The sequence below is a fragment of the Hymenobacter glacialis genome (genome assembly GCF_001816165.1).
Taxonomy (GTDB): domain Bacteria; phylum Bacteroidota; class Bacteroidia; order Cytophagales; family Hymenobacteraceae; genus Hymenobacter; species Hymenobacter glacialis.
Genome location: NZ_MDZC01000133.1, coordinates 122,379 through 149,236 on the forward strand (window position 1 = coordinate 122,379; position 26,858 = coordinate 149,236).

Annotated in this window: 26 protein-coding genes, 2 tRNA genes and 1 pseudogene; 13 read left to right on the forward strand and 16 right to left on the reverse strand. The window is 59.4% G+C overall.

The window, feature by feature from the left end; genetic code table 11:
* The first annotated feature begins 101 nt into the window (after positions 1-101).
* The 4 genes from panC (at position 102) to BEN48_RS17740 (ending at position 3,334) form a co-directional block, all read left to right on the forward strand.
* Entirely contained in the window at positions 102-950 is an 849-nt protein-coding gene (gene panC / locus BEN48_RS17725; RefSeq protein WP_070736528.1) for a pantoate--beta-alanine ligase, read from the forward strand.
* Positions 951-1,012: 62 nt separating this feature from the next.
* Positions 1,013-2,047, forward strand: coding sequence for a lysylphosphatidylglycerol synthase transmembrane domain-containing protein (locus tag BEN48_RS17730; RefSeq protein ID WP_083321195.1), 1,035 nt, complete (start codon positions 1,013-1,015; stop codon positions 2,045-2,047).
* A gap of 11 nt (positions 2,048-2,058) precedes the next feature.
* Positions 2,059-2,535 carry a D-glycero-beta-D-manno-heptose 1-phosphate adenylyltransferase gene (gene rfaE2 / locus BEN48_RS17735; protein WP_070736571.1) on the forward strand — a complete coding sequence of 159 codons (477 nt, stop codon included), beginning with the start codon at positions 2,059-2,061 and terminating at the stop codon, positions 2,533-2,535.
* 121 nt (positions 2,536-2,656) lie between these two features.
* Positions 2,657-3,334: a zinc metallopeptidase gene (locus BEN48_RS17740; RefSeq protein WP_070736529.1), complete on the forward strand. Its 678-nt coding sequence runs from the start codon at positions 2,657-2,659 to the stop codon at positions 3,332-3,334.
* Positions 3,335-3,559: 225 nt separating this feature from the next.
* Here BEN48_RS17740 and ettA read toward each other — a convergent pair whose 3' ends face one another.
* A complete protein-coding gene (ettA, locus tag BEN48_RS17745) occupies positions 3,560-5,224 on the reverse strand; it encodes an energy-dependent translational throttle protein EttA (RefSeq protein WP_070736530.1) in 1,665 nt (554 codons plus the stop codon).
* Positions 5,225-5,558: 334 nt separating this feature from the next.
* Here ettA and BEN48_RS17750 point away from each other — a divergent pair, with 334 nt between their 5' ends.
* From BEN48_RS17750 to BEN48_RS17760, 3 genes are all read left to right on the forward strand, one after another.
* Entirely contained in the window at positions 5,559-6,875 is a 1,317-nt protein-coding gene (locus tag BEN48_RS17750) for a DUF349 domain-containing protein (protein ID WP_070736531.1), read from the forward strand.
* Between the two features lie 101 nt (positions 6,876-6,976).
* Complete coding sequence (locus BEN48_RS17755; RefSeq protein WP_035561220.1) at positions 6,977-7,198, forward strand: DUF2795 domain-containing protein; 222 nt, start codon at positions 6,977-6,979, stop codon at positions 7,196-7,198.
* A 132-nt stretch (positions 7,199-7,330) separates the two neighbouring features.
* Positions 7,331-8,011, forward strand: a complete 681-nt coding sequence (locus BEN48_RS17760; RefSeq protein ID WP_394330938.1) for an ABC transporter ATP-binding protein — start codon at positions 7,331-7,333, stop codon at positions 8,009-8,011.
* 4 nt (positions 8,012-8,015) lie between these two features.
* On the opposite strand, the gene BEN48_RS17765 is transcribed toward BEN48_RS17760, so the two are convergent.
* The 3 genes from BEN48_RS17765 to BEN48_RS17775 all read right to left on the reverse strand — a co-directional run bounded on the left by BEN48_RS17765 (position 8,016) and on the right by BEN48_RS17775 (position 11,670).
* Positions 8,016-9,209 (reverse strand): lycopene cyclase family protein, encoded by a 1,194-nt coding sequence (locus BEN48_RS17765; protein ID WP_083321197.1) that lies wholly within the window; start codon positions 9,207-9,209, stop codon positions 8,016-8,018.
* A gap of 152 nt (positions 9,210-9,361) precedes the next feature.
* A complete protein-coding gene (locus BEN48_RS17770) occupies positions 9,362-10,228 on the reverse strand; it encodes an LOG family protein (RefSeq protein WP_083321198.1) in 867 nt (288 codons plus the stop codon).
* 212 nt (positions 10,229-10,440) lie between these two features.
* Positions 10,441-11,670, reverse strand: a complete 1,230-nt coding sequence (locus tag BEN48_RS17775) for a Glu/Leu/Phe/Val dehydrogenase dimerization domain-containing protein (RefSeq protein WP_070736533.1) — start codon at positions 11,668-11,670, stop codon at positions 10,441-10,443.
* 340 nt (positions 11,671-12,010) lie between these two features.
* Here BEN48_RS17775 and BEN48_RS17780 point away from each other — a divergent pair, with 340 nt between their 5' ends.
* Entirely contained in the window at positions 12,011-12,277 is a 267-nt protein-coding gene (locus BEN48_RS17780) for an ArsR/SmtB family transcription factor (protein ID WP_241502325.1), read from the forward strand.
* A 71-nt stretch (positions 12,278-12,348) separates the two neighbouring features.
* On the opposite strand, the gene coaE is transcribed toward BEN48_RS17780, so the two are convergent.
* The 8 genes and pseudogenes from coaE to BEN48_RS17820 all read right to left on the reverse strand — a co-directional run bounded on the left by coaE (position 12,349) and on the right by BEN48_RS17820 (position 18,702).
* Positions 12,349-12,954: a dephospho-CoA kinase gene (gene coaE, locus BEN48_RS17785; RefSeq protein WP_070736535.1), complete on the reverse strand. Its 606-nt coding sequence runs from the start codon at positions 12,952-12,954 to the stop codon at positions 12,349-12,351.
* 8 nt (positions 12,955-12,962) lie between these two features.
* Complete coding sequence (locus tag BEN48_RS17790) at positions 12,963-13,652, reverse strand: YbbR-like domain-containing protein (RefSeq protein ID WP_070736536.1); 690 nt, start codon at positions 13,650-13,652, stop codon at positions 12,963-12,965.
* Positions 13,653-13,700: 48 nt separating this feature from the next.
* Complete coding sequence (yajC, locus tag BEN48_RS17795) at positions 13,701-14,030, reverse strand: preprotein translocase subunit YajC (RefSeq protein ID WP_070736537.1); 330 nt, start codon at positions 14,028-14,030, stop codon at positions 13,701-13,703.
* A 23-nt stretch (positions 14,031-14,053) separates the two neighbouring features.
* A complete protein-coding gene (locus BEN48_RS17800; RefSeq protein ID WP_070736538.1) occupies positions 14,054-14,575 on the reverse strand; it encodes a DUF1573 domain-containing protein in 522 nt (173 codons plus the stop codon).
* Positions 14,576-14,715: 140 nt separating this feature from the next.
* Positions 14,716-15,714: an isocitrate/isopropylmalate dehydrogenase family protein gene (locus BEN48_RS17805; RefSeq protein ID WP_070736574.1), complete on the reverse strand. Its 999-nt coding sequence runs from the start codon at positions 15,712-15,714 to the stop codon at positions 14,716-14,718.
* A 118-nt stretch (positions 15,715-15,832) separates the two neighbouring features.
* Positions 15,833-16,237, reverse strand: coding sequence for a YtxH domain-containing protein (locus tag BEN48_RS17810; protein WP_317043717.1), 405 nt, complete (start codon positions 16,235-16,237; stop codon positions 15,833-15,835).
* 28 nt (positions 16,238-16,265) lie between these two features.
* Positions 16,266-17,429 (reverse strand): transcription antitermination factor NusB, encoded by a 1,164-nt coding sequence (gene nusB / locus BEN48_RS17815; RefSeq protein WP_241502322.1) that lies wholly within the window; start codon positions 17,427-17,429, stop codon positions 16,266-16,268.
* Positions 17,430-17,611: 182 nt separating this feature from the next.
* Positions 17,612-18,702, reverse strand: a pseudogene (locus BEN48_RS17820) (Glu/Leu/Phe/Val dehydrogenase dimerization domain-containing protein).
* A gap of 148 nt (positions 18,703-18,850) precedes the next feature.
* On the opposite strand from BEN48_RS17820, the gene BEN48_RS17825 reads away from it, so the two are divergent.
* Together BEN48_RS17825 and BEN48_RS17830 are read left to right on the forward strand one after the other, a co-directional pair.
* On the forward strand, positions 18,851-20,635 hold the full coding sequence (locus BEN48_RS17825; RefSeq protein ID WP_070736575.1) for an ABC transporter ATP-binding protein: 1,785 nt from the start codon (positions 18,851-18,853) through the stop codon (positions 20,633-20,635).
* Between the two features lie 77 nt (positions 20,636-20,712).
* Positions 20,713-21,105 carry a VOC family protein gene (locus BEN48_RS17830; protein WP_070736540.1) on the forward strand — a complete coding sequence of 131 codons (393 nt, stop codon included), beginning with the start codon at positions 20,713-20,715 and terminating at the stop codon, positions 21,103-21,105.
* A gap of 84 nt (positions 21,106-21,189) precedes the next feature.
* Here BEN48_RS17830 and BEN48_RS17835 read toward each other — a convergent pair whose 3' ends face one another.
* Entirely contained in the window at positions 21,190-21,660 is a 471-nt protein-coding gene (locus BEN48_RS17835) for a T9SS type A sorting domain-containing protein (RefSeq protein ID WP_083321199.1), read from the reverse strand.
* Positions 21,661-21,857: 197 nt separating this feature from the next.
* Between BEN48_RS17835 and BEN48_RS17840 the strand changes: the two genes are divergently transcribed.
* A tRNA-Pro gene (locus BEN48_RS17840) sits at positions 21,858-21,931 on the forward strand.
* A 105-nt stretch (positions 21,932-22,036) separates the two neighbouring features.
* Positions 22,037-22,110 (forward strand) — tRNA-Pro (locus BEN48_RS17845).
* A 272-nt stretch (positions 22,111-22,382) separates the two neighbouring features.
* Here the strand turns inward: BEN48_RS17845 and BEN48_RS17850 are convergent.
* Positions 22,383-22,901: a GyrI-like domain-containing protein gene (locus BEN48_RS17850; protein WP_070736542.1), complete on the reverse strand. Its 519-nt coding sequence runs from the start codon at positions 22,899-22,901 to the stop codon at positions 22,383-22,385.
* Between the two features lie 56 nt (positions 22,902-22,957).
* Positions 22,958-24,769, reverse strand: a complete 1,812-nt coding sequence (locus BEN48_RS17855; protein ID WP_070736543.1) for an ABC transporter ATP-binding protein — start codon at positions 24,767-24,769, stop codon at positions 22,958-22,960.
* 187 nt (positions 24,770-24,956) lie between these two features.
* On the opposite strand from BEN48_RS17855, the gene BEN48_RS17860 reads away from it, so the two are divergent.
* Positions 24,957-26,042 carry a DUF5700 domain-containing putative Zn-dependent protease gene (locus tag BEN48_RS17860; protein ID WP_125932716.1) on the forward strand — a complete coding sequence of 362 codons (1,086 nt, stop codon included), beginning with the start codon at positions 24,957-24,959 and terminating at the stop codon, positions 26,040-26,042.
* Positions 26,043-26,064: 22 nt separating this feature from the next.
* Here BEN48_RS17860 and truA read toward each other — a convergent pair whose 3' ends face one another.
* Positions 26,065-26,820, reverse strand: a complete 756-nt coding sequence (truA, locus tag BEN48_RS17865; protein ID WP_070736545.1) for a tRNA pseudouridine(38-40) synthase TruA — start codon at positions 26,818-26,820, stop codon at positions 26,065-26,067.
* Between the last annotated feature and the right edge of the window lie 38 nt (positions 26,821-26,858).

Below are 26,858 nucleotides of genomic sequence, written 5' to 3' on the forward strand. Positions count from 1 at the left end.
AATGGGACAAGCCCATGCTATGGGTGCACAAAATTAAACAATTTTGAGCGGAAAATCAATAAAACCTACTTTGGAGGCCAGTCCAATAGCCTTCCTCTTCTATGCAGATACTAACTACCGCCGCCGGGTTGCAAGCCTACACTGAGCAGGCCCGCCAAGCAGGCAAAAGCGTGGGCCTGGTGCCTACCATGGGTGCGTTGCACGCCGGCCACCTGCAACTGGTGCAGGCCGCCCGCGCTGATTGTGACGAGGTGATAGTCACCCTCTTTGTCAATCCAACGCAGTTCAACAACGCCGAGGACTTTCGGCTGTATCCACGGGTGCCGGAGGCCGATGCCGTGCTGCTGGAGCCGGTGGGCTGCACCGCGCTTTTTGTGCCGTCCGTGCCCGAGGTGTATCCGCAGCCCGCGGTGCTGCGGTTCGATTTCGGCTCCCTGGAACAGGTGATGGAGGGCGCGCACCGGCCCGGCCACTTCAACGGCGTGGCCACGGTGGTAAGCAAGCTATTTCACTTTGCGCGGCCGCACCGGGCCTACTTTGGGCAAAAAGACTGGCAGCAGGTAACGGTGATTCGCCAGTTGGTGGCGGACTTGTCGTTTGACCTGGAAGTTGTGACATGCCCCACCATCCGGGAGCCTGACGGGTTGGCCATGTCGTCGCGCAACCGGCGGCTCGCGCCCGAGGCACGCGCCGCCGCGCCGCTGCTGCACCAGGTGCTGGAGGCTGCCGCCGCCGAGGTCCGCCAGGGTGTACCTCCCAGTCAGGTGAAGGCCAGCGCTGAAGCGGCACTGCGTCGTGAGCCGCTCATCACGCCCGAATATTTCGAGATAGCCGATGCACAAACCCTGCAGCCGCTGGCGGACTACGCCGCGGACCGGGACGTGGTGCTGTGCCTAGCTGCCCATTTGGGCGGTGTTCGGCTGATTGACAACCTTGTGGTGGCGGGCTAGGCGGTAAAGTTAGCGCTTTACCTTTGCGGACTCTTTTAAACAATCACCATTCTATTTGCTAGTTGAAACAGCTACTTACCATTTTAAAATACGCGCTGTTGCTGGCCCTCTCGGGGGTGCTGATGTGGTATGCCGTGCGTGGACAGGACTTGTCGCGAATCGGTCATTACATTGTTACGGCCAACTACTTATGGTTAGGAATTACCATGGTGCTCTCGGTGCTGGGCTACTTTAGCCGGGCCTACCGCTGGCAAATGCAACTTACGGCTTCGCGCTACAAGGTGCCGTTTTGGAATGTGTACCACGCCATGATGGTGGGCTATCTGGCCAACATTGTGCTACCGCGCATGGGCGAAGTCATTCGCTGCTCGGTGCTGCGGCGCACGAGCGGGGTGCCGGTAGAGGTGTCGCTGGGCACGGTGATAACCGAGCGGGTGATTGACGTGCTGGTGTTGTTGCTGCTGTTAGGTAGTATTATGCTGCTGGAGTTTAACAAGTTCTGGGCATTTCTACAAAGCCTGTTTGCCGATAAATACGATTCTCTGGCAGCCAACCGCACTACTTTGCTTGCCTTGGTGGGCATTGCTGTGCTGTTGCTTGTCGTGTTTGGGTACCTGTTGTTTCGCAACCTCGAAAAACTGCGGCAATACACGCTTTTTGCCAAAGTAGTGGGCTTTGTGAAAGGGTTGTTGGCGGGCGTATTCAGCGTGCGCAAGCTGGAGAACAAGGGCCTATTCTTGTTGCATACCGGTTTCACCTGGTTGGTGTATTATCTGATGGACTACTTGGCGTTCAAGTGCTTTCCCGAAACGTATGGCCTTGACGCCAAGGCTGGCCTGGCGGTGCTCACGTTTGGGGCATTTGGCATGGCGGCGCCGGTGCAGGGTGGCATTGGTGTGTTCCACGTGATGGTGCAGAGCACCTTGCTGGTGTATGGAATCAGCAAGGAAGCGGGCATTGCCTATGCGCTGGTAGTGCACGGAGCGCAGACGTTACTGGTCGTGTTCATGGGAGGCATTAGCTTCATTGCCAGTGCCATTAAATCAGGCAAAGTGGCCAAGTCGCTGGCATCAGTACCCCTTGCGCCTCTTCCGTAGAAATGCCCTTTATGTGGACAAAAGATAAAATCAGGACCCGGGAGCAGCTGCCTGCCACGTTGGCCGAATGGCGGACGCAGGGCCGTAAAGTGGTATTCACCAACGGCTGCTTCGACCTGCTGCACCTCGGCCACGTCGATTACCTGGAGCAGGCCCGGCACTTGGGCGATGCCTTGGTGGTGGGCCTCAATACCGATGCGTCGGTAGGTGCCCTCAAGCCCGGCCGGCCCATTCAGGACGAAGATGCCCGGGCCCGTATTCTGGCTTCGCTGGCTTTTGTAGATGCTGTGGTGCTGTTCGGCGAGCCCACGCCGCTGGCCCTTATTGAGCTGGTGCAGCCCGACGTGCTGGTGAAAGGCGATGACTACGCCATCGACGGAATTGTGGGCCATGAACTGGTGTTGAACAGGGGTGGGCAAGTGCTGACTGTGCCTCTGGTGCCGGGCTATAGCACTTCCCGCATTGTGGACCGTATATTGGGCGTATAGTGCTGTGCGGCATGTTTTTTGCGTAGCGTGTCACAGTAATTTTAATCAATCAAGATGTAGAAGCTTTCGCAGGTCATCCGCGCAGTAGTACCCTTCTCTTTCGTTTTAATACCTCATTGCCATGTATATTATTCTCATTCTGCTCATGCTGGTTAGCTTCGCCATTCAGTGGCGGCTGCGCAGCAAGTTCAAGCAGTACTCGCAGGTAGGCCTCAAAGCCAACCTGACCGGTGCGCAGGTAGCCGAGCTCATGCTGGCCGACCACGGCATTACCGATGTGCGCATCATCAGCACCGACGGTAGCCTGACCGACCACTACAATCCCACCGACAAAACCGTGAATCTGAGCGAGGGCGTGTACGCCGAGCGTAGCGCCGCTGCCGCCGCCATTGCAGCCCACGAGTGCGGGCACGCCGTGCAGCACGCCACGGCCTATTCCATGCTGCAATTCCGCTCGGCTATGGTGCCGGCGCTCAGTGCCGTTTCCAAGTATATGCCGTGGATTCTGCTGGCGGGCGTCTTCATGATTAACCGTAGCATGATTCCGTTGGGCTTGGGCATTGTGCTGTTTTCGCTCACCACCATCTTCTCTTTTGTGACGTTGCCCGTGGAGTTTGACGCCTCGCGCCGGGCCCTGGCCTGGATGGACACGCGGGGTGTGGTAACCACCGAGGAGCACGTCATGGCCAAAGACGCCTTGTGGTGGGCTGCCATGACCTACGTGGTGGCCGCCATTAGCTCGCTGGCCACGCTGCTTTACTACGTGATGATTTTCATGGGCGGCAGCCGCCGCAGTTAGTGAACTGTATTCTTACAAAAAAGCCGTCATCCTGCAGGCAGGGTGACGGCTTTTTTGTTCCCGCGTTTTGCTGGTGTTACTACCCGATTACGCCCCGAGACAACAGAATGCCTCAACTGCGGAGTAAGCGCGCCTCCCTAAGAGACGTTTTTACTCCGCAACTGAGGTATTCTGTTGTCTCGGGATAAATTAATTAGCGAGTTGCTGTTGACTATGGCAAAGCCACTACCCCAGCTTCTTGTACCGCACGCGCTTCGGCTCCACGTCGCCCAGGCGCTTGCGCTTGGCCTCTTCGTAGTCCGTAAAGTTGCCCTCAAACCACACCACCTCCGAATCGCCCTCAAAGGCTAGAATGTGGGTGGCCAGCCGGTCCAGGAACCACCGGTCGTGGCTGATGATAACGGCGCAGCCGGCGAAGTTCTCCAGCGCGTCTTCCAGGGCCCGGATGGCATTAACGTCCAGGTCGTTGGTGGGCTCATCGAGCAGCAGCAGGTTGGCTCCCTGCTTGAGGGTCATGGCCAGGTGCACGCGGTTTTTCTCGCCGCCGGAGAGCGTGCCCACTTTCTTTTCCTGGTCGCCGCCGCCGAAGTTGAACTTGCTCACGTAGGCGCGGGAGTTCACGGGCCGGCCGGCCAGCAGCATGGTTTCGGTGCCGCCCGTGATGGTATCGAACACCGATTTGCTGCCGTCCAGCGTGTCGTGCTGCTGGTCGATGTAAGCCGTCTGCACGGTGGGGCCCACTTCAAACGTGCCCGCGTCGGGCTGCATCTGGTCGGTTATCATGCGGAAGAGCGTGGTTTTACCCGCGCCGTTCGGCCCGATGATGCCCACGATGCCGCCCTGCGGCAGCGAAAAACTCAGGTTTTCAAACAGCAGCTTATCGCCAAAGGCCTTGGTGATGCCCTCGGCCTCAATCACCTGCGCACCCAGGCGCGGGCCGTCGGGGATGAACAGTTCCAGCTTCTGCTCCTTGTCCTTGGCCTCCTCGCTGGCCAGCTTATCGTAGTTGGCCATCCGGGCCTTGCCCTTGGCCTGGCGGGCTTTGGGCGACATGCGCACCCAGTCCAGCTCGCGCTGCAAGGTTTTGGCGCGCTTGCTCTCGGAGTTTTCCTCCTTGGCCATGCGGTCGGTTTTTTGCTCCAGCCAGCTGCTGTAGTTGCCCTTCCACGGAATGCCCGAGCCGCGGTCCAGCTCCAGAATCCAGCCGGCCACGTTGTCGAGGAAGTACCGGTCGTGGGTCACGGCAATCACGGTGCCTTTGTATTGCTGCAAGTGTTGCTCCAGCCAGTACACGCTTTCGGCGTCGAGGTGGTTGGTGGGTTCGTCCAGCAGGAGCACGTCGGGCTCCTGTAGCAGCAGGCGGCACAGAGCCACGCGGCGCTTCTCACCGCCCGAGAGGTTGCCGATGATGGCTTCTTCGGGCGGGGTGCGCAGGGCATCCATGGCCCGTTCCAGCCGGGTATCCAGGTTCCAGGCGTCGAGTTGGTCGAGGCGCTCCTGCACGGTGCCCTGGCGCTCCAGCAGCTTGTCGAAATCGGCGTCCTCGGCCCCGAAAGCTTCGTTTATCTCGTCGTATTCCTTCAGCAGGGCCACGGTTTCGGCGGCCCCTTCCTCTACCACCTCGCGCACGGTTTTGGTGGGGTCGAGCTGGGGTTCCTGCTCCAGGTAGCCCACCGAGTAGCCCGGCGAAAACACCACTTCGCCCTGAAACTGCTTGTCGACGCCGGCAATGATTTTCAGCAAACTCGACTTGCCCGAGCCGTTGAGGCCCAACACCCCGATTTTGGCGCCGTAGAAAAACGAGAGGTAAATGTTCTTGAGAACTTGCTTTTGGGGTGGGTAAATCTTACTCACGCCGGCCATGCTGAAAATGATGGTTTGGTCGCTCATGGGGTTTGCAGAGAATGAAGTAATGAATAGTGAGCCAGCAGCAATGGGGTTGTTGCGCCCCAGCGCTGGTTCAACTCCCGGCGAGGCCGCCAGTGGCCTTGGCACCGGAGTTGAGGGGCAAAGAACGGCAGGGCAGCGCTGCCAAACCAGACCCCGGTTTTGCTCGCCTTTAATGCGTCATTCCCCGCTTCTTGTATTTCTCACCTACTGTAGCTGTTCATTCGTCTAAGAATACACCAATTCGTCATGTTTTTAGCGTAAACTTGTAACCCCTTCCCGTTCCACGTTTCAGCTGCACCGTATTCAACACACCTACCCACGAGCTTAATTTAGTATGGAACCAACCGACCCCTTGCTGGCCGAAGCCAAGCGCTACGGCTACGTGGAAGCCGAAGGTGTGTGGCTGCGCCCCGTGCTGGGCCAGCCCGCCCGCCAGATAGGCCTGGTCAAAGAATCGGACGATGCCGCGCTGCTCTATTTCGCGCACCGTTTTGACGCCCTGGACACCAAAGTAGACGCGTTGCTCTCCAAAATGGAAGCCAGCGACAACAAAGGCTCGTTTCTGATGAAGGCCCTGCACCTCAAAGAACAGCTGCTGACCTACGATGGCCTCGGCGACTTTGCCCGCCTGCACCGCCACCTCACCGACGCAGAGGAATCCATTGCCGTGACCGTGGCCCACAACCGCGAGAAGAACCTGGCCATCAAACTTGGCTTCATTCAGGAAGCCGAAGCCCTGCGCGACAGCGTGGAGTGGATATCGGCCAGCGAGAAAGTGAAGGACCTGCGCCAGGGCTGGCTCAAAACCGGCCCCGTGGACAAGGAAATGGCCGACAAGCTGGAACACCGGTTCCAAACAGCTATTCAGGCGTTTTTCGACCGCCGCAAAGAGTTTCAGGCCGACAAAAAGGCCATGACGTCGCGGGTGCAAAACCGCTACCGCGAGCTCATTCAGCAGGCCGAAAACCTGAAGAACTCCGACCAGTTTGAAGCCACTTCCCGCCAGCTCAAGCAGCTGCAGCTGGCCTGGCGCGAGGTAAATGGCTCCTTGCCAAAAAAGCAGGCGTCGGAGCTGTGGACCCGCTTCCGGGCGGCCAATAACTTCTTTTTTGAGCGGCTGAAAGTGCACATTGCGTCACAGCAGGTGGCCGGTGCCCCCGGCGCGGCCGCCTCGCCCGAGGTGCTGCTGGAGCGCAAGCGCGCCCTCGCCAGCCGCGCCGAGGACCTGATGAACATTCCGCCCCAGGAAGCCATTCACCAAGCCAAAGCCCTGCAGGCAGAATGGAAGCAGGTGGGCACCGTGCGCGGCGAAGAGTCGGACCGTATCTGGCAGCGCTTTATGGTGGCCTGCGACAAGATATTTGAGCTCAGCGCGCTGGAGTACCACCTGCGCAAGCGCGTGGGCGGCGAGCCCGCTGCCACCCCCGCCGAGCGGGCCCGCTTCCGGGCCACTACGCTGCGCGAGCTGCTGAAAGACGACCACCAGGAGCTGGAAGTGCTGCGCGACAACCTGGATAAGCTCAGCATCAGCACCGCCAACGAGGCCTTCCGGCAAATGCTGCAAACCAAAATCCGGTCACTTGAACGCAAAATTCGCACGAAAAACGACTTGATTGCTTTATTCAGCCAGCAGGCGCAAGCCGCGGGCTAAACCTTGGGCCAACTTTTGCGTTGTCGGTTTCAGCGCATTTTCTGGCTTGTATTTTGACAGGAAACAGCTACCTTCGCCAACCTTTTTTTATCCTCCTTACTATGTATTGGACACTCGAACTCGCTTCCTACCTGGAAGATGCTCCCTGGCCCGCCACCAAAGACGAACTGATTGACTTTTCTATCCGCTCGGGTGCGCCCATGGAAGTGGTTGAGAACCTGCAAGCCCTGGAAGATGACGGCCAGCCCTACGAAAACATCGAAGAAGTGTGGCCCGACTACCCGACCAAGGAGGACTTCATGTTCAACGAAGACGAATACTAGGAGAGTTGTGAGTTGAGAGTTATGAGTTACGAGTTGAAAAAGGACCTACCGGCTAAACTCATAACCCATAACTCTCAGCTGATAACTCCCACGCTCTACGTGGAAAATCTGGTTGCGGGCTACCCCGGAAGGGTGCTGGTCCGCAACCTTTTTTTGTGCTTGCCAGAGCCTGCTTTCGTGGCTGTGGTGGGCCACAACGGCAGCGGCAAAACCACTCTTTTCCGGGTGCTCACGGGGCAGTTGCCCTATGAGGGCAGCGTGCAGCTGCTGGGGCAGGAAGTGCGCGGCCTGCGGCGCGCGGCACAAGCGGGCCTGCTGGGCTACCTGCCGCAGCGGGGCAGCATTGGCTTCTCCATTGCGGTGCGGGAGCTGGTGGTGATGGGGCGCTACCGCCACCACGGCCTTCTCAGCGCCTACGCACCCGCCGACTACGCCCTGGCCGACGCCGCTCTCGAGCGCGTGGGAATGGGGCACCTGTCCCGGCAGGACTTTACCCAGCTCTCCGGCGGCGAGCAGCAGCTGGTGTGGCTGGCCCAGCTTAGCCTACAAGATGCCCAGCTCTACCTGCTCGATGAGCCCACCCAGCAGCTCGACGTGTACTACCGCCGTCAGGTATTCGGCCTGATACACGGCTGGGTGCAGGAGCAGGGCAAAACCGTACTCTGCAGCACCCACGACCTCGACAACCTGCCCGGCCTAAGCGGCTACCTACTCAACCTATCCGAGCCGCAGCCACAGTTGCGGCCGCTCTCGCCGCACACGGTGCAGGCGGCCCGCGAGTGGCTGGAGCAAGCCCCGCGCCGCGCCACCTGAAGCCCTAGCGCTGCCCCGGCTTGCCGCGCAGCAGCTGCACAATGGAACGCATAAACGGCCCCGGCGTCACCGAGTTCATCACCCGCAGGTTGTCGGCCCAGGAAGTGGTTTCGTCCAGAAAGCGGAAGATGCGCTCCACTGGATTGCGTTCGAACAGCTGCCGGAAAATGTCGCGCGTGCTCTCGCCTCTGCGTTTCATTATGTCAAGCAGCAGGGTGTCGAATAGCCGGAACTGCCATTTATCGCCTGTGGTATCGGCGGGCGGATGGCCAGTGCGGGCCAGCGCCTCCACCAGCCGCGCCGAGTGCTGCTGAATGCGCTTGAACGCGTAGCCGGTACTGGGCTTGGCCCGCCCGCCGCGCGTACCCAGGTTGATGATGTGGGCCCCCGTACGGGCGGGCAGCGGATGGTCCGTCATCGGAATGGCTCCAATTTCCACGGCCGCAATGCGGTAGTCCCGGCCTGCTAAAGTCGTAGCGAGGTACTCGCGGATGGCGGCCTCGTATTCGGCTTTCAGTAGTAGCTTTTCTGAGAACAACGTGAATTCCACTAAGGCTTTACGGGCCGAAAAAGGAAGCACGTAAATGAACCGGGCCTCGTGGTGCTGCTCGCCCCGGAAGTCCATAAACTCCACTACCTCCGGGTTGAAGGCATCGGCATCAGTTTCCACTTCCCACCCCACAAAATGCTGCAGCAGGTAGCGGTGCTTCTGCGGCTGCCTGAGCTGCTGCAGATTAGGCGGGCGGCTGTCGAAGGCATAGCGCGCCGAGAAGGTGCCGGCGGTGCTTTGGGCCCGCACGCCGGTGGCGGTGTTTTCCAGACTTTCCACGGTGCCGCGCACCTGGTCGAACTGGGGTTTGCCAGCCAGGGCTTCGCGCACGAAGTGGTAATAGTCCAGGCCGCGAATCATGCGGTAGCGGTAGGCACCCAGGTCAATTACCTTTTCAAAGCCGGGGCTGCGGAAGGCAATCTGGCGCCACTCATGCGCCGCGATGCCGTCGAAGACCATCGGCGTATCCGACCAGTAGGACCAGGTGCGGTCGTTCTGGTCCTTGGCGTCGGGCTCTATGAGCAGTACTTTTTTGCCGGCCAGGCGGGGCTCCTGCGCCAGGTGGTACGCCAGACTCAGGCCCGCTGCGCTGCCACCCACAATGAGGTAGTCGTATTCTGACACAGGAGTAACAATTGCTGGCGGCATAAAAACAGAGCGGAGCACGACGGGCGCAGGCAAAACTACCCACAAAAAAAGCCGCTCCCGAAGAAGCGGCTTTCCAACGCAAGGGTTTTCAAACCAGAAAGCGCCGTCCACAAAATCCGTGAAATTCGCTAAAATTCGAAAAATCCGTGGTCTTAGAAGTTGGGCGACAACAGGTACTTGTGGTAGAAGTCGTCGATGATTTTCACCGCCTCGCTGGCGTCGTCCACAATCTGCACCAGGTTCATGTCCTCGGCCGAGATGTTCTTCTCCTCAAGCAGCATCACGTCGTTCACCCACTTGAAAAGACCGTTCCAGTAAGCCGAGCCCACCAATACGATGGGGAAGCGGCTGATTTTCTTGGTCTGAATCAGCGTCATGGCCTCAAACAGCTCGTCGAGGGTGCCGAAGCCGCCGGGCATGCCCACAAACGCCTGGGCGTATTTAACAAACATTACCTTCCGCACGAAGAAGTAGTCGAAGTCGATGCACTTGTCCTGGTCGATGTAGATGTTGTGGGTTTGCTCGAAGGGCAGCTCAATGTTGAGGCCCACCGACTTGCCGCCCTCGGAGCGGGCGCCTTTGTTGCCGGCTTCCATAATGCCGGGGCCACCGCCCGTGATAACGCCGTAGCCGTGGCGTACCAACTTGGCGGCAATTTCTTCGGCCATCAGGTAGTACGGGTTGTCGGGCTTGGTGCGGGCCGAACCGAAGATGCTGACGCACGGGCCGATTTTGGACATCTTCTCGAAGCCCTCCACAAACTCGGCCATCACCTTAAAAATCTGCCAGCTGTCGGCGATTTTGATTTCGTTCCAGTCCTTGTCCACAAGGGCCTTGCGCAGGCGCTGCTCGTCTTCCACGGCCATGGCGGCACCACCGTCGGCGTGCCGCACTTCGGTGATGGAGGTGAGCTTGTCGTCGTTGACGTTGGGCTGCTTGATGGTTTTGCCGCTGCCGGCGTTCAGCAAGTCGTCGGAGAGTTTGGTCTTGCTGGTTTTCTCTTTTTTAATATCTGACATAGTTTCTGTGGGAATTCCTGCTAAAAGCAAAATCGCCCCGGCAAAGGGGCGATTAAAAGCAGGGCGTCAAAGATATCAAATTGTAGCGACAATACCGCGCCGTGTGTAGATAGGGCAGTGCCGGGCGACAGCGCCAGCCCAGGCACCGCCGTGCCGGCGTACTCACTGTCGGAAATGATGTGATAATGAAGTTGAAGTCAAATACTTGTGGATTACACCAATTGCCGAAGCGCCATCTCAAACGAGCGTTGGGCGATGCCTGTGCCCAGCGCATTTTCCTGGTGCGTGCGCTCCAATGCCGCCCCAATGATGCGGGAGGTGTCCGCGAAAATGGCCTGGTCGGTGATTTCGGCCCCCGTTTCCATAAGGTAGGCAAATACCCGGGCCATGCCGCAGTTGGCAATGAAGTCGGGTACGACGGCCGTGCGCTCGTCGGCAAATACACCGGTGGGGCCGAAGAATATTTCGGGGTCGGCAAAGGGCACATTGGCGCCGCAGCTTATCACCTTCAGGCCGCCGGCCAGCAGTTGCTCCACCTGCTCGCGGGCCACCAGGCGCGAGGATGCGGCCGGGATAAAGATATCGGCGCCCATGGACCACACCCGCGCGTTCACTTCTTCGAATGAAAGCAGGCTGTCGGCCGTCAGGGCGTTGCCCTGGCGGGCCAGCAGCAGCGCCCTGATTTCCTCCAGGCCGAAGCCTTCGGTGCTCAGCAGCCCCCCGGCCCGGTCGATGATGCCCACAATGCGCACGCCCTGCCCGGCCAGGTAATAAGCTGCCGACGCGCCCACATTGCCCCAGCCCTGAATAATGGCGCGCTGCCCGCGCAGGTCGGTCTGGGGCCAGAGGCGGTAATAGTGCCGCACAGCCTCGGCCACGCCGTAGCCGGTAATGAGGTCGGCCACGGTGTACTTGCGGGCCAGGTTGGGGGAAAAGGTAGCGTCTTCCACCACCTTCACCACGCCTTGCCGGAGCTGGCCCAGTTTCTGAATCTTCTGGGGCTCGGTGGCGTGGTAGTGGCCCGTAACCACGCCTTCCTGCGGGTGCCACAGGCCGTATTCCTCCGTAATGGGGATAACCTCGTGTATCTCGTCCACGTTGAGGTCACCACCGGTGCCGTAGTAGTTTTTCAGCAATGGGAACACCGCGCGGTACCACCGCTCCAACACCCCGCGCTTGCGCGGGTCCTGCGGGTCGAAATTGATACCGGACTTGGCTCCCCCAATGGCCGGGCCTGACACCGTGAACTTAACCTCCATGGTCTTGGCCAGGCTCTCTACCTCGCGCTTGTCAAGGCCTTTGCGCATGCGGGTGCCACCACCAGCCGCGCCGCCACGTAAAGAGTTGATTACCACCCACCCTTCGGCTTCGGTTTCTGAGTCTTTCCACTCAAATACGATTTCGGGACGTTTGTTTTCAAACTTGGTAAGAAGGTTAAGCATTGGGTAATACAGGAAAATATTTACGCGTAAAGTGCGGCAACGCAAAGGTAGCAGGTAACCCAGCAGTAGGTGAATGCAGCAATTGAACACTAGCAATAAGTATCAGGGATGTATATCTAGGTATTATAAAATAGTTAACTTCTTTATCGTATTTTGCAGCACTGTAAGGAACTACCTAAGCAGTAATGATGTATTGCAGTTATTATACGCTTCTATTGTCTACCTTCTATTCTATTTTTTCTGCCAACAGTACAAATAATCTCCCCTCTTCTTTTTTCATTATCCCATGAAACCATTGCATTCGCGTGTAGAAGCGCATCAGTTGGACCGTGCCGCGGCTATGCTCAAGGTTCTTTCTCACCCAAAACGGTTGGCTATCGTTGATTTGCTAGGCAAAGCCAAAGGCAAAGACAGCCAAATGTCCGTTACCGATATCTACCAAGCCCTCGACCTGCCCCAGGCCATTGCCTCGCAGCATCTCATCACCCTCAAAGATCGGGGCGTGCTGAAATCCAGTAAGATTGGTACCAAGATTTACTACTCGCTGGCTGTGCCCCAGCTGCTCAAGGTGATTGATACCCTGGAGGACTATTCCGGCCGCTTGTAAGTTGCTATAAAGCGGACGGTTCGCAGAACCGCTCCAACGAAAAGGGCTGTTTCGAGAGAAGCAGCCCTTTTCTATGCCCTTGGTGCTGCGCTGAACAGCGCGTGCAACGCCAGCACCTGCGGCAGCAGCGGCTGCACGTCGTCGTTGGTTAGCACGTGGTGGGCACGCTGCAACTTTTCATCTTCGCTAAGCTGCTTGCCCATGATGGCCTGAATATCGGCAACGGAGCGGTGGGGGTCGCGCCGAAGCACGCGGGCCTGGCGCACCGGCAGCGGCGCAAACACGGTAATAATCTGGTCGAGCTGCTTATAGGAGCCGGCTTCGAAGAGCAGGGCTGCCTCCTTGAGCACGTAAGCATGGCCGGCTTGCTCCTGGAACCCCGCCCAACGCTCAAAATCGGTGCGCACGTGCGGATGCACCAGCGCATTGAGCCGGGCCAGCAAAGGCGGGTTGTTGAATACGGTGCCGGCCAGCAGCGGGCGGTTGAGGTGCCCCGTAGCGGTGTAGGTAGCTGGCCCGAAAGCTGCCGTGAGCTGCTGGCGCAGCTCTTCGTCGTTTTCCATTAGCCAGCGGGCGCGGGAGTCCGCGTCGTAGGTGGGCACGCCCATGGCTTGAAACAAACGGCTGGCAATGCTTTTGCCAGAGCCAATTCCGCCGGTGATGCCGATGCGCAGCATGAGATGCACTAATGAGTATAAGAAGAAACCCGGCGTTGGCCTGGCCTTGGGGCAGCAGCCCGCCGCTTTTGTGTGAGGCTCACCTTTTGCACCGACGCCCGCACCCGGGCCGGCAGCTGCAAGGTCACGTCGGTTTCGTCGTCGGAGTCTGGGGCGGGCATTTCCGAAGCCGGAATGGGAAACGGGTCGGGCAGGTTGTTGATGACGCTGGCAGGCCCCCGGAACGTGACGTAGCGCGGCGTGAAACGTGCCGAGTAGTACCGCGCTGAATCGCGCGGCAGGGCCAGGCTAAGCTGGCGCGTGGCGTAGCGGTCAAACGTAAGGCGCAGCGTATCGCCCGCCCATTCGCTCACCTGCATGCCCTCCAGGGCGGTTTCAAGGCCGCGGCGCCAGGCATCGGGGGGGAGGTAGCGGGTGCCGGGCAGGGGCACGGGCCGCAACACGGCAGGCTGCGTGCCCCAGCCCATGTTGGCCCGCAGTAGCCGCCAGCCCTGGCCCGTAACGGTCACGGGCAGGGCTTCGGGCAGCGGCCGCAGCGGCACGTAGTGCACCGAGTCGTACTGCCACGCAATGGGGTAAGTCAGGCGGGTAGTGTAGTTCTTGCTTAGGGCATTCATTTGCCAAAACAAGCCCGCCGCGAGCAGGCACGCCGTCACGGCCCGGTAGAAGCTGGGTTCCTGGCCCGCGAAGGGGCGCACAAACCAGCTTACTAGCCGAGTAGCCCGATTCAGCGGCCCGTCCATGGCTTAGGTAGTGGCTACAACGTCGGTGCCCGCGTCCTTCTTGGTGCCCACTTCGCGGGCAATGGCCGAGCGGTCGAAGCGCAGCTTGGTGCCACGGTCTACCTCCACCACTACGGTCTCGTCGGTGAGGTCAACCACCAGGCCGTGTAGGCCGCCGATGGTGACGATGCGCGAGCCTTTGGCCAGCGACTGCCGGAAAGACTTCGCATCCGAAGCCCGCTTCTGCTGGGGCCGAATCATGAAAAAATACACCACCAGGCCAATGGCTACCGGGAAAAGGAGCTGGGTGTAGTCCATTCCGCCGGTAGCTTGCAGGAGTAAGGTCAAAAACATGGCGTTTGGGTAAAGGGCTGAGATTAAAAAGTGCTGGCCGCGCTATTGGCAGGGTCCGTCAGGATGTTGCCCTTGATGAGGATGGTGGTGATGTTGGGCTGCGTGTTGGCCCGTACGGCCACCTGCTTGCTCACAATGCCCTGCTTGCCACGGCTGTCGAATTGCACCTCCATGGTGCCTTGGGCACCAGGGGCCACGGGCTCCTTGGTCCAGCTGGGCGTGGTGCAGCCGCACGAAGAGGTAGCGTCCTCAATCAGCAGCGGCGACTTGCCGGTGTTGGTGAAGGTGAAGGTGTGCCGCACCGAGCTGTTGGGCTTGATGTCGCCAAAGTCGAATTCAGACTCCGCGAATTTCATCACGGGGGCGTTCGGGTTGGGCGCTTCGTTTTCGCTCACCACGTTGGGGTTGTCAATGGCCGGGTTGGCCGTGGCGTCAGACGCCGCATTGGCGGCCGCGTTCATGCCTTCGGCACCTACCTCAACGGTTTTGTCGTTGTTGCAAGCCGAAAGAAGGAGGGAGGCAGCCAGAATAATTTGGTATTTCATACGAGTAAAACGCGACCGGGCACGTCCTGGTGAAGGCACAAAAAAAGGGAGATATATTCAGTAACAGCTGGTTGGGAAGGAGAGTGCCCGTGGCCCTGCCCAAGCGAAGCAGCAACCACGGGCAACCTACGAGCAAGCTACTAGAGCTTGGCAATGATGCTTTGGGCAAACTGGCTGGTGCTGGCTTTGCCGCCCAGGTCGCCGGTGCACTCTTCCTGATGCAGCAGGGTAGCTTCCAGCGCTTTCTCAATCTGGTCGGCCTTGGCGTGCTCGCCCAAAAAGTGCAGCATCATCAGGGCCGAGCGCAGCAGGGCGGTGGGGTTGGCTTTGCCTTGGCCAGCAATGTCGGGGGCCGAGCCGTGCACGGCTTCAAACACGGCCATGTCGTCGCCGATGTTGGCACCGGCCACCACGCCCAGGCCGCCCACCAAGCCGGCGCAGAGGTCGGAAAGGATGTCGCCAAACAGGTTGGTCGTCACTACCACGTCGAATTGCTCGGGCTTGTCCACGAGCTGCATGCACATGTTGTCGATGATTTTGTCTTCGAACACAATCTGCGGAAACTCGGTAGCGGCTTCTTTGCAGGCATTGAGCATCAGCGTGCCGGCCATTTTAATGATGTTGGCTTTGTGCGCCAGGGTCACCTTCTTGCGGCCGTGCTTGGCGGCATACGCGAAGGCGGCGCGGCAGATTTTGCGCGAGCCCTCCACCGTGATGCGGTTGAAGGAGTCGGCAATGCCCAGCCGCTCGTCCCACACCTCCAAGCCCGAGTACAGGCCCTCGGTGTTCTCGCGGAACAGCACCAGGTCGATGCCTTCGTAGCGGGTTTTGATGCCGGCCGTGGTCTTGCTGGGGCGCACGTTCTGGTAGAGGTCGTACTTCTGGCGCAGCGTCACGTTGATGCTGCGGAAGCCTTTGCCCACCGGAGTAGTAATTGGGCCCTTCAGCGCTACCTTATTCTTTTCCAGGGATTTGAGCAGCGAGTTGGGAATCAATTCACCCGACTGGTCAAAGGTGGTTTGGCCGGCGTTCTGTTCTTCCCACTCAATGGGCACCTGCGCCGCCGCAAAAATGTCGGTTACCGCCTTGGTGATTTCGGGGCCAATGCCGTCGCCGGGAATAAGGGTTACTAAGTGCATCTTGTTGTTCAATAGGTGAATGGGTAGCTGAGTGCATGCGTGGATGACCAAGATGCCTGGAGCCAGAATTGGCCTAAGCACTCCTGACTTTACGCCTGCACCCAGGCGCCCATTGGAATTAAATCCCCTTGCGGGAATTGATTTGGTTGATAAGCTGGTCGACGTCGCCCAGCAGCTGCTCGGCTTTGGACTTGGCGTCGGAAATCACGCGCTGGCCTTCGCTTTTGGCCGAAGACTGGCCGCTGGCTTCGCGGCTGGTCACCAGGCTGTCGGTGAGGTCGGCCAGTACGGAACGGTACCTTTCCAGCTGGTAGCTGAGCCAGGAGCGGGTTTCGGTGCCGGGTTCGGGGGCATAAAGCAAGCCAAGGGCTGCGCCGGTGAGGGCGCCGCCCGCGAAGCATAAGATGCCGGTGGTGGTTTTGCTGGCCATGGTCGTCGGAATGAGAAAGTGGGAATAAGGGTCGGAGGGTTCAACGGCGGGCAGGCCGGTGAAGTTATATAGAACATGCTTCGGCTGGCGCAACGCCGGCGCAAGCTAAAGCATACGCTACTTACTGGTTGTCCAGCAGGCCGCGGCCCGATTTGCGAATGTCGCCACTGGCCGCCAAATCCGTGGCCAGCTTGTCCAGAATGCCGTTCACAAACTGCTTGCTCTTGGGCGTGCTGTACAGCTTGCTGATTTCAATGTATTCATTGATAGTGACTTTCACGGGAATGCCGCGGAACAGCTGCATCTCAGTAAGGGCCATTTTCAGGATAATCTTGTCGAGCAGGGCCACGCGCTCCACGTCCCAGTTCTGGGCCGAGCCGGCGATGAGCTTCTCCATCTTGTCGTCCTCGATGAGCGTCTGCTTGTAGAGCGTTTCGGCAAATTCGCGGTCGTCGGCCCAGTTGGCCGAGAGGTTCATGAGCTCCTGCTTTTCATCGGCACCGAAGGGCAGCATTTTCAGCGTCTTCAGCACCAGGTTGCGCACAATGGGCCGGTTTTCTTCCCAGTTCAGGTCATCGGCTTCCAGCTGGCGCGGCAGTGCCTCGCCCTTGAAAACGTAGTCTTTGTAGAAAAGGCGCAGAATTTCCAAGTCCGCATCGTAGTCCATGGCGGCTTCGTCGGTGGGCTTGCCGGCCAGGTACTCGCGTAGCGGCCCGTCGGCTTTCATTTCCTGCCAGGCCGCGCGGAGGGCTTCAATTTCCACTGCGCCTTCCCAGGCCAGCTTGCGCCGGATGGTCAGGGCCTGGAGCTGCTCGTTGGCCATAAGCTTGGCAATGGCCTTGCTCTGGTGCAGGCGGGTGGCGTCCAGGGCGTGTTCGCTGGGGCCCAGGCGGCGGCGCTCCTCGCGGCTCTGCTCTTCCTCAATCACGCCGAGCAGCGCGGCGGGCAGGTTGAGCAGGTGCAGGTACTGGTCGTGAATGCTCTCGGCGCCCACCAGCAGCTGGCCGCCGTAGAACTCGCCGTCCTTCTTTACCTGGTTTTGAAACGAGGTAATGGCATCGGCCACGGCGTTGTCCACGGCTTTGTCGTCCGTTTTTTCGGGCTGCTCGCCGGTCTTGTACCATGCGCGCAACTGGGCTTCACCCATCTTGCGCTGGCCCTCCAGTTGGCGGCGGTCGGGTGCTTCTTTGGCCGTGAGGTCGGGCTCAAAAGCAGCCGCAATGCGGTCCTGTGCCAGCAGCAAATCGGCCCCCACCGCCTGGTGGTAGGAGTAAAGCGACTGCATGACTTTGATACGGAGAAGGCGGCGGTTGAGCATATTTATCTGGTAATCAGGATTGGGTATTCAGTAGTCGGAAAAAGAACGTCATGCTGAGCTTGCCGAAGCATCTCTACCGCACAACTAAGCAGTTACTACTGCAACGAAGCAGTAGAGATGCTTCGGCAAGCTCAGCATGACGTTCTTTTTTAATAAGTCGACTTCACTTTGCCCACGCTGGCGATGCGCTCCTTGGCCTGCTTGATGGCAGCAGCCTGGGGGTGCGAGCCGTCAGCTTCGGCTTTGGCCAGCACCTGGAGGGTGAAATCGTAGATTTTTTCGGTTTGGGTGAGGGCGCCCTGGCGGCTGGTGCCCACTACTTCGGAGTACACGTTGATGAGGCCGCCGGCGTTGATGAGGAAGTCGGGGGCGTACACAATGCCGCGGCGCACCAGCTCGGGGCCGTGCTGGTTTTCCACTTCCAGCTGGTTGTTGGCGCAGCCGGCCACTACTTGGCACTTCAGACGCGAGATGGTGTCGTCGTTGAGGGTGGCACCCAGGGCGCAAGGCGAGTAGATGTCCATCTGCTGGTCATAAATCTCGTCGAGGCCCACGGCGGTGGCGCCAAAGCGGGCCGCGGCCTCGTGGGCCCGGTCTTCGTAGTAATCGGTCACAATGAGCTTGGCGCCCTCTTTCTGCAGGTGTTCGAGCAGGTAGGTGCCCACATGGCCCACGCCCTGCACGCCAATGGTCTTGCCGGTCAGGCTCTCGGAGCCGAACGCCTTTTTGGCGGCGGCCTTCATGCCCATGTAGGTGCCGTAAGCCGTCACCGGCGAGGGGTCGCCGCTGCCGCCCATGCTCTCGGGCAGGCCTGCCACGTGCTTGGTTTCCATGCGGATGTACTCCATGTCCTTGGTGGTCATGTTCACGTCCTCGGCCGTGATGTACTTGCCGTTCAGGTTCTTCACAAAGCGGCCGAACTTGCGCAGCAGCGCTTCGGTCTTCAGCGTTTTCGCATCGCCAATGATGACGGCCTTGCCGCCGCCCAGGTTCAGGCCCGAAATAGCTGCCTTGTAGGTCATGCCGCGCGAGAGGCGCAGCACGTCGTTTAGGGCTTCCATGTCGGAGGCGTAGTGCCACATGCGGGTGCGCCCAGGGCGGGGCCCAGCACGGTGTTGTGGATGCCGATGATGGCCTTCAGGCCCGTCTCGTGGTCGTGGCAAAACACGACTTGCTCGTGCTGGTGCTCGGCAATCTGGCCAAAAATGGCCTCAGGAGCCATAAGTTGAGTTTCAATCATGTGGGAAGGATTGAGCGTGGTGGGAATTTAGGTTGGGAAGAGTGTGGTGTAACTTCGTTAAATGGTACCGCAAGCGAAAGCTTCTGGTATCATTCAGGCCGCAAAAGTACCCCATTTTTCCCACATCGGCCCCTTTTCCACCCAGCCTGTGCGCGCTCTCAACGCCGTTAACCCGTTCATATTCCGCTACAAATGGCATTTTCTGGCTGGCGTGCTGTTTGTCGCACTCAGCACGCTGTTGGCCATTTTTCCGGCGCAGCTGGTGCGCTATGCCTTCGATTTGGTGAACGAGGGCATCGACCTCTACAACCTCTACGAGGGCACGGAGTCGCAGCGCGAGGTATACCAGCTGTTTGGGCGCAACGTGCTGTTCTACGGCGTGCTCATCATTGTGCTGGCGTTGCTGCGGGGCATTTTTTTGTTTTTTATGCGCCAGACACTTATTGTGATGTCACGGCACATTGAAAACGACCAGAAAAACCAGATTTATCAGCATTACCAGTCGCTGCCGCTCAGCTTCTACCGCCGCAATAGCACCGGCGACCTGATGTCGCGCATCAGCGAAGACGTGAGCCGCGTGCGCATGTACCTCGGGCCGGCCATTATGTATTTCCTGCAGCTGGTGCTGCTGTTTCTGCTCATCGTGCCGCTCATGCTCATGGTGAACGTGAAGCTGACGCTCTACACGCTGCTGCCGTTGCCCATTCTGTCGGTCAGTATCTTCTATATCAATAACTTAATCGAGCGCAAATCCGATGAAATTCAGAAGGCCCTGTCCGGCATGACCACCTTCGTGCAGGAGGCCTTCTCTGGCATTCGGGTGCTGAAATCCTTTGTGCGCGAAGCCGACTCGCACGAGCAATTCTCCCGAGCCAGCAACGACTACAAGGAGAAGTCGCTGAGTTTGAACTTCGTCAACTCCCTGTTTTTTCCGCTGATTCTGTTCCTCGTGGGGCTGAGCTCACTTATCACAGTGTGGGTAGGCGGGCAGGAAGTTATCCGGGGCACCATCACCACGGGCACCATTGCCGAGTTTCTGATTTATGTGAACCTGCTCACCTGGCCCGTTACGGCCTTGGGCTGGACGTCGTCGCTGGTGCAGCGGGCCGAGGCGTCGCAGGTGCGCATCAACGAGTTTCTGGACCAGAAAACCGACATTGTTTCGCGGCAGAACGTGGAGCGCGAGCTGGTGGGCGACATCGTTTTTGAGCACGTGTCCTTCACCTACCCCGATACCGGCATTCAGGCCCTGCGCGACGTGAGCTTCCGGGTGCGGCCAGGCCAGACGCTGGCCGTTATCGGCAACACGGGCTCGGGCAAGAGCACCATTGCCGCCCTGCTCTGCCGGCTCTACGACGTGACGGCCGGTAGCATTAGTATAGACGATACCGACCTGCGCGACTACTCGCTGCGGGCCCTGCGCGGTCAGATTGGCTACGTGCCGCAGGACGTGTTCCTCTTCTCCGACACCATCCGCAACAACATCAACTTCGGCCTCGACCAGCCCGACGAAGCCCGGATGCTGCAAGCCGCCCGGGACGCCGACGTGTACGAAAACATCCGGGCTTTCCCCGAAGGTTTCGACACCAAAGTAGGGGAGCGGGGCATCACCCTCTCGGGCGGGCAGAAGCAGCGCGTGAGCATGGCCCGCGCCCTGGCCAAGGAACCCAAAATCCTGATTCTGGACGATTCGCTCTCTGCCGTGGACACCAAAACCGAGAATGCCATTCTCGGCAGCCTGCAGCGCATTATGGCCAAGCGCACCAGTCTCATCATCTCGCACCGGGTGAGCTCGGTGAAGCTGGCCGATGAAATCCTGGTGCTCGACGACGGCGTGATTGTGCAGCACGGCACCCACGACGCCCTGATGGCCGACGCCGCCGGTCTGTACCGGGCCCTCTACGAGCGGCAGCTGCAAACCGAAGAAGCGTAGCCGCAGTGAGTTGGGAACGGGCGCGTGCCTCATAAGCCGCATCGCATCCCCTAAACTTCAAATCAGCATGATATCAAATGAACCAACGGCTTGCCCACGTCACCCTGCTCGTTCGGAACTACGACGAAGCCATTGCCTTCTACACCAACGTTCTGGGGTTTGCTCTCGCTGAGAACGTGGACTTGGGCGAGGGGAAACGCTGGGTAGTGGTAGCGCCACCCGGCCCCAGCGGCTGCGGCCTGCTGCTGGCCGAGGCAACTACAGACGAGGAAAAGCGTGGCGTGGGCCAGCAGGGCGCCGGCCGCGTGTGGCTGTTCCTGCACACCGCCGACTTCTGGCACGACTACCCCGTGCTACAAGCCCGCGGCCTGCGCTTCCTGGAAACACCTCGCAGCGAAGCATACGGCCACGTAGCGGTATTTGAGGACCTGTACGGCAACAAGTGGGACCTGCTAGAGCCGCTGGGCTAACCACAGATAAGCTAAACCCCCGGTAACCCGGAGGGGCCGTTCTGCACAGCAGACGCCCTCCGGGGTTACCGGGAAAGCAATGCGCTACTGCCCGATTCTAACTTGACGCATGCCGGTTTTCTCGTATGCCGAGCAGCGCACGATGTAGGTGCCGGCGGGCAGCTGCGCCACGTTGAGTACGGTAGCAGCCTGGCCATTCATCGTGGTGCGGGTGATGACGGGGCGGCCGCTTACGTCGGTTACTTCAATGCGGGTAGGGCCCGCGTTGTCGGTCTTCACCGTGAGGCGGCCAGCGGCGGCATCCGCTTTCACCTTAATGGCATTGGGATTGGCTGCCGGCGTTTCGGGGGCGGGCGCAATGCGCGTGCTGGAGGCCAGGGCCGTGGGGGCGGCAGCCGCTACCACGGGCGCATTCACAACTCCGGTGGGCAAAATAGCCTCCTGGGCCGATTCGGGAACTGCGGGTGAAGTGGCGGCCGGCGTGGCCACGGGAGCAGCCTGGGCATAGGCGGCCACGGGTGCACAGGCCAATAGTAGTAGTAATAAATGCTTCATAATGGAGATACGAATTGATGAGGTTAAAATTGCTAGCGTAAAGCTAATAAATTCTACAGCTTGCTTGCCCCGGCCATGGTGCAAGGCGCGTGCCAGACCGTAAAAACAGCGCTGTTGGGAAAATTTTATTTAGCGTTGGCTTGCACTCAGCTCAAAAAAGCGCTTACCTTTGTTGCACCAATACCAAAGATACCAACCGGGGTGTAGCGTAGCCTGGTATCGCGCCAGCATGGGGTGCTGGAGGTCGTAGGTTCGAATCCTGCCACTCCGACGGAAGAGCAACAGCTCTCAAAGCCTCCGAACTTACGAGTTCGGAGGCTTTTTTTTGGCCATAAGTATCGGTAGTCAGGAACGGGCCGCTCCATCGGCCTGCTTTCGGGGTGTAGCGCAGCCCGGCAGCGCGCGTCGTTCGGGACGACGAGGCCGTAGGTTCGAATCCTGCCACCCCGACATTCAGTTGATAGCACAAAAGCCCGCTGAACGCATGTTCAGCGGGCTTTTGGTTTCATAACTCAGAAAGTAATGGCCAGTAGCGCCGGTAAAGTTACATCGGCGCTGCCAACAAGTTGTGGGAGTTAGTTGCGATAATGCTGGGAGCCTGTTTTGCCGACAACTCCCTAACGCCTCTGTCGGAGGCAGCGCGTCGAATAACTGCTTCGACGCAAGCTTATGCTTACGTCCGTTGCTGTTTGGTCGCTCTTTTATTTTTTCAAAGCGTCCGGCTATTTCACGCCTATCCACACCTCCGATGCATCATCGGCACCGAAGCGTTCCAGGTAGAAGTCGCCGCGCGCGCGGAGCTTGCGCTTTTCCAGGTACTCCAACGCGGCGGGGTACAGCTTGTTGGGCGACAGCAAGTAGCTCACGCCCGTGAGCCGGGCCGCCACCACGCGCTGGCCGGCTGGCACCACGCGGTAGCGAAAGCCGGCCGGCAAGGCCTGGCTGGTGTCAGGCAGAGCCAGACCGATGAAGGCCGTGACGGTGTCTTTGGCGGTTTCCGGGTCGTTGAGGTACAAATTGGCCAGGTCGCCGTGTAGGCTGGCCTGGGCTTCTTTGGCCTGCCGGAACAGCCCGCCAAAGCCCGCGCCCGTGACGGCACCCTGGAAGGGCTGCCCGGCCAGGTACACCGGCGCGGTGGTGGTTTCGAGGGCAACGACCGGCTCGCGGTTGCCGCCCAGATACACGTAGACGCCAGCGGCAGCCACGGTTAGCAGAATGATAGCGAGAAAGAGGTAACGCATGACGCTTCGCTTAATGAAGAACTAAAAATGAAGAACGAGGAATGAAAGCCCCGATATTATTTAGACGGCAATTCTTCCTTCTTCATTCCTGATTCCTCATTGACGACGACGTACTGCATGCGGTAGAGTTGGGCGTAGTAGCCACCCTCCAAGCGCAGCAGCTCCTCGTGGGTGCCGGTTTCTTTGATTTCGCCTTTGTCGAGGACGATGATTTTGTCGGCTTTTTGGATGGTGCTCAGGCGGTGAGCGATGACGAGCGAGGTGCGGCCCTGCATCAGTTTTTCGATGGCCTCCTGAATCAACTCTTCGGTTTCCGAATCCACGGAGGACGTGGCCTCGTCGAGCACGATGACGCGGGGCTGGTACACCATGGCCCGCACGAAGCTGATGAGCTGGCGCTGGCCCACCGAGAGCGTGGCGCCGCGCTCCATCACGGGGTATTGCAGGGCGCCGGGCAGGCGCTCAATAAAGCGGCGGGCGCCCACGAGGTCGGCCGCTTCCCATATTTGGGCGTCGGTGATGGTTTTGTTGCCCAGGGTGATGTTGTCGCGGATGCTGCCGGCGAAGAGGAAAACGTCCTGCAGCACCACCCCAATTTGCCGGCGCAACAGGCCCAGGTCGTACTCGCGCAGGTCGCGGCCATCCACGCAGATGCTGCCTTCCTGGATGTCGTAGAAGCGGCTGAGCAGGTTGATGATGCTGGTTTTGCCCGCGCCGGTGGCGCCCACAAAGGCTATGGTCTGGCCCGGCTTCACGTGGAAGCTGATGTTCTTGAGCACCCAATCGGGCTCGTTGTAAGCGAACCGGACGTTTTTGAACTCCACATCGCCCTGGATATCAGCCGGCGCGTAGGTGCCGGTGGTGGCCATCAGGTCTTTGTTGTCGAGGAGCTTGAGCAGGCGCTCGGTGCTCACCAGGCCCAGCTGCAGGGTGTTGAACCGGTCGGCAATCTGGCGGATGGGCCGGAAAAACAGCGCGTTGTACATGATAAACGCAATGAGTGCCCCCTTGGAAATGGTGCCCTCAATTTGGCCCTGGGCCGCGTACCACACCAGCAGGCCCACGCCAATGGCCCCCAGCACCTCGGCTACCGGGAAGTAGATGCTGTAATAAAGCACCGAGCGAATGTGAGCATCGGTGTGCTCTTTGTTGATGGCTTCGAACTTGCGAAACTCCCGCTCTTCGTTGTTGAAAATCTGCACCACGTTCATGCCCGTGAGGTGCTCCTGCACAAAGGAATTGAGCTTGGCCACGGCGTTGCGCACGTCCTGAAACGAGCCTTTGATTTTCTCCTTGAACACGTAGGTGGAGAACAGCAACGGCGGAATCACCGAGAGGCTGATGAGCGTGAGGCGCCAGTCGATGTAAAACATGAAGGCCATGATGAAGAGCAACTGCAGGATGTCGCCGACCATGGCTGCCAGGCCTTCACTGAACACATCGGACAGGGTCTCGACATCGGAAATGCTGCGCGTGGTGAGCACGCCAATGGGGGTGCGGTCGAAGAAACTCAGCTTAAGCTTGAGCAGGTGCTGGTAGAGGTCGGTGCGGATGTCGCGCACGATGTACTGGCCCAGCCAGCCGCCGTAATACGTCTGCAGGTAGCTCACGCCGGCGTGCCCCACCAGCAGCACCAGCAGCAGCAGAAACATGGTGTTCAGCCCGCTCACGTCGCCCTGCTCGATGCTCACATCGACCATGCGCTGAATGAGAAACGGCCGCAGCGTGCCCAGCACGGCCGTGGCCACGGTGAGGAAAACAAGGCCGATAAACACGCGCCGGTACGGCCGCACGTAGGCCAGCAAGCGGCGCAGCACGGCCCAGTCGAACACCTGCCCGGTTTTGGTGGCGGAAGTAGTGGAAGTCATAAGTCGGGCAAAGGTCGGGACTGCGGCGTTAGCGGGCCAGTGCCGGGTCTTGGTTGGCGATTTAACAGATAAGGAGAGGAGAAAGCTTCGCCCCACGATAAATAACAACGGTACTGCATGCATCCAGGCATCTAATGCGCGGCGGGGTGCATCTTTGAAGCAACTACCACCTTCTCACCCTTGCTTTATGCTTTTCCGAATCTGGCGCTTGGTCGCTGCACTCATTCTGCTGCTGGCTGCCGGTCCTGCTCAGGCCCAAACCATCAACGTGGACGCCGTGACGCGTTACTGGGAGATAACCGACGGACTTCGGAAAAATGAGCCCCTTACCGACCAGATGTGGCAGGAGTTTCTGGAAATCCCCGGCAATAAGATTTACGTGCGGGGCATCTACTCAGCCGCTGATTTGGTGCGCTACCGCACAGCCATAGAGGTGGTGTACATGCCGCGCTATGATTCGCTGCGCCGGGCCAAGCTGGACGCCAAGGTGTGGTACTACATGATGGTGAACGACTACAAAGAGCATGAGGCCGACTACCGACAACTGGTTGCTTCGGTGAAGGATGGCGCGGCTTCGCGCGACCTCATGTACCAGAAAGCCTACGAGTACCTGCCGGCCCGCAACCACACCAAGGCAGATGATTTGAATATTTACTACGAAGCCTTGGGCAACGATGCCACCGTGCAAGCCGAGGGTATATTTTATAGCCTGCGGGCGGTGCGCGATGCCAACGAGGCCGGCGCCAGCATTCTGCAAGGGCATGAGATGCACCACCGGCTGCGCACGGGCAAAGACTTCGGCACCATTGCGCCCGACGACCAGGGGCTAATGGAAATAATGTTCAGCATCCAGAACGAAGGCATACCCGACCTGATTGATAAAGCGGTTACCATAAAAATGCCCGGCGACCCGCGCGGCATTCGCGAGTGGATTATAGACCCCGCACCGGCCTTTATTCACCAAATGGACTCCAGTATTCAGGCGCGGGCGTTGGGCGGGGCCCCGGCCACGGGCCGGTTCTACCGGCGTCTTTCCAACGGGTCAAACGGCCATCTGCCGGGCTTCTTCATGTCCAGTACCATCAAAAAAAACGGCTACGCCAAGCAAATGATTGACAAGGCCGATGACCCGTTTGCCTTCTTTTATCTCTACCAGAAAGCCGCTCGGAAAGACAAAACCCACCCTCCGCGCTTCTCCGACGCGTCTATGAAGTACCTAAAGACGCTGGAGCGCAAGTATACCAAATCACGCCCCGCCGTCGCCGGTTCCTGAAAAGGGTAGCAGCCGAAGCGTGTTACTCTGCCGGCACCACGCCATCCTCATACTCCACCCGGCTCAGGAACAGGCCCTGGGCTGGGGCCGCGCCGCTGGCGTGCACCCGCTGCTGTGCCCAAAGGAGTTGCTGGAACTCGCGCGGCGTGCGCTTGCCCCGGCCCACGTCGAGCAGGGTGCCCACCACCAGCCGCACCATGCCCCGCACAAAGCGGTTGGCCCGAATGCGGAACACCCAGCCGCCCGGCGCCGCGTGCCAGCCGGCGGCCGTGCAGTAGCACACGTAGTGGTTTTCGCCGCCTTTCACCTTCGAGAAGGTAGTGAAATCAAACTGCCCCACCAGGTAGCCGGCCGCCTCATTCATGGCCGCCACGTCCAGCGGGCGGTCTACGTACAGGGCCTGGTCGCGGCGGAAGGGGTTGGGTTGGGTGACCACAAAGTACTCGTAGTTACGCTCTTCGGCCGAAAATCGGGCGTGGGCATTGTGGGCCACGGGGTGCAGACGCAGGGCCCCAATGTCCGTGGGCAGGGCGCGGCGCAGGCGGTAAAGCAGCAGGTCGAGGGTGATGTTTTCGGGCAGGTCGGCGTCGAAGTGGGCTACCTGGTGGCTGGCGTGCACGCCCGAGTCGGTGCGGCCACTGCCCAGGCAGTACACTGGCTGGCGCAGCACCTGCGAGAGGCAGCGGTCTACCTCAGCCTGCACGGTGGGCATGCCCGGCTGAATCTGCCAGCCACGGTAATTGGTGCCGTCATAGGCAAGGTGCAGGAAGTAGCGCATGGCATTCAGCGGGTAGTGGTTAATGGTTAGTGATTAAT

Bases quoted from the DNA above. Each gene is read 5' to 3' on its own strand.
- panC (WP_070736528.1), top strand. From the start codon at position 102: ATGCAGATACTAACTACCGCCGCCGGGTTGCAAGCCTACACTGAGCAG.
- rfaE2 (WP_070736571.1), top strand. From the start codon at position 2,059: ATGTGGACAAAAGATAAAATCAGGACCCGGGAGCAGCTGCCTGCCACG.
- BEN48_RS17740 (WP_070736529.1), top strand. From the start codon at position 2,657: ATGTATATTATTCTCATTCTGCTCATGCTGGTTAGCTTCGCCATTCAG.
- ettA (WP_070736530.1), bottom strand. From the start codon at position 5,224: ATGAGCGACCAAACCATCATTTTCAGCATGGCCGGCGTGAGTAAGATT.
- BEN48_RS17750 (WP_070736531.1), top strand. From the start codon at position 5,559: ATGGAACCAACCGACCCCTTGCTGGCCGAAGCCAAGCGCTACGGCTAC.
- BEN48_RS17755 (WP_035561220.1), top strand. From the start codon at position 6,977: ATGTATTGGACACTCGAACTCGCTTCCTACCTGGAAGATGCTCCCTGG.
- BEN48_RS17765 (WP_083321197.1), bottom strand. From the start codon at position 9,209: ATGCCGCCAGCAATTGTTACTCCTGTGTCAGAATACGACTACCTCATT.
- BEN48_RS17770 (WP_083321198.1), bottom strand. From the start codon at position 10,228: ATGTCAGATATTAAAAAAGAGAAAACCAGCAAGACCAAACTCTCCGAC.
- BEN48_RS17775 (WP_070736533.1), bottom strand. From the start codon at position 11,670: ATGCTTAACCTTCTTACCAAGTTTGAAAACAAACGTCCCGAAATCGTA.
- BEN48_RS17780 (WP_241502325.1), top strand. From the start codon at position 12,011: ATGCTCAAGGTTCTTTCTCACCCAAAACGGTTGGCTATCGTTGATTTG.
- coaE (WP_070736535.1), bottom strand. From the start codon at position 12,954: ATGCTGCGCATCGGCATCACCGGCGGAATTGGCTCTGGCAAAAGCATT.
- yajC (WP_070736537.1), bottom strand. From the start codon at position 14,030: ATGTTTTTGACCTTACTCCTGCAAGCTACCGGCGGAATGGACTACACC.
- BEN48_RS17800 (WP_070736538.1), bottom strand. From the start codon at position 14,575: ATGAAATACCAAATTATTCTGGCTGCCTCCCTCCTTCTTTCGGCTTGC.
- BEN48_RS17805 (WP_070736574.1), bottom strand. From the start codon at position 15,714: ATGCACTTAGTAACCCTTATTCCCGGCGACGGCATTGGCCCCGAAATC.
- nusB (WP_241502322.1), bottom strand. From the start codon at position 17,429: ATGCAGTCGCTTTACTCCTACCACCAGGCGGTGGGGGCCGATTTGCTG.
- BEN48_RS17830 (WP_070736540.1), top strand. From the start codon at position 20,713: ATGAACCAACGGCTTGCCCACGTCACCCTGCTCGTTCGGAACTACGAC.
- BEN48_RS17835 (WP_083321199.1), bottom strand. From the start codon at position 21,660: ATGAAGCATTTATTACTACTACTATTGGCCTGTGCACCCGTGGCCGCC.
- BEN48_RS17850 (WP_070736542.1), bottom strand. From the start codon at position 22,901: ATGCGTTACCTCTTTCTCGCTATCATTCTGCTAACCGTGGCTGCCGCT.
- BEN48_RS17855 (WP_070736543.1), bottom strand. From the start codon at position 24,769: ATGACTTCCACTACTTCCGCCACCAAAACCGGGCAGGTGTTCGACTGG.
- BEN48_RS17860 (WP_125932716.1), top strand. From the start codon at position 24,957: ATGCTTTTCCGAATCTGGCGCTTGGTCGCTGCACTCATTCTGCTGCTG.
- truA (WP_070736545.1), bottom strand. From the start codon at position 26,820: ATGCGCTACTTCCTGCACCTTGCCTATGACGGCACCAATTACCGTGGC.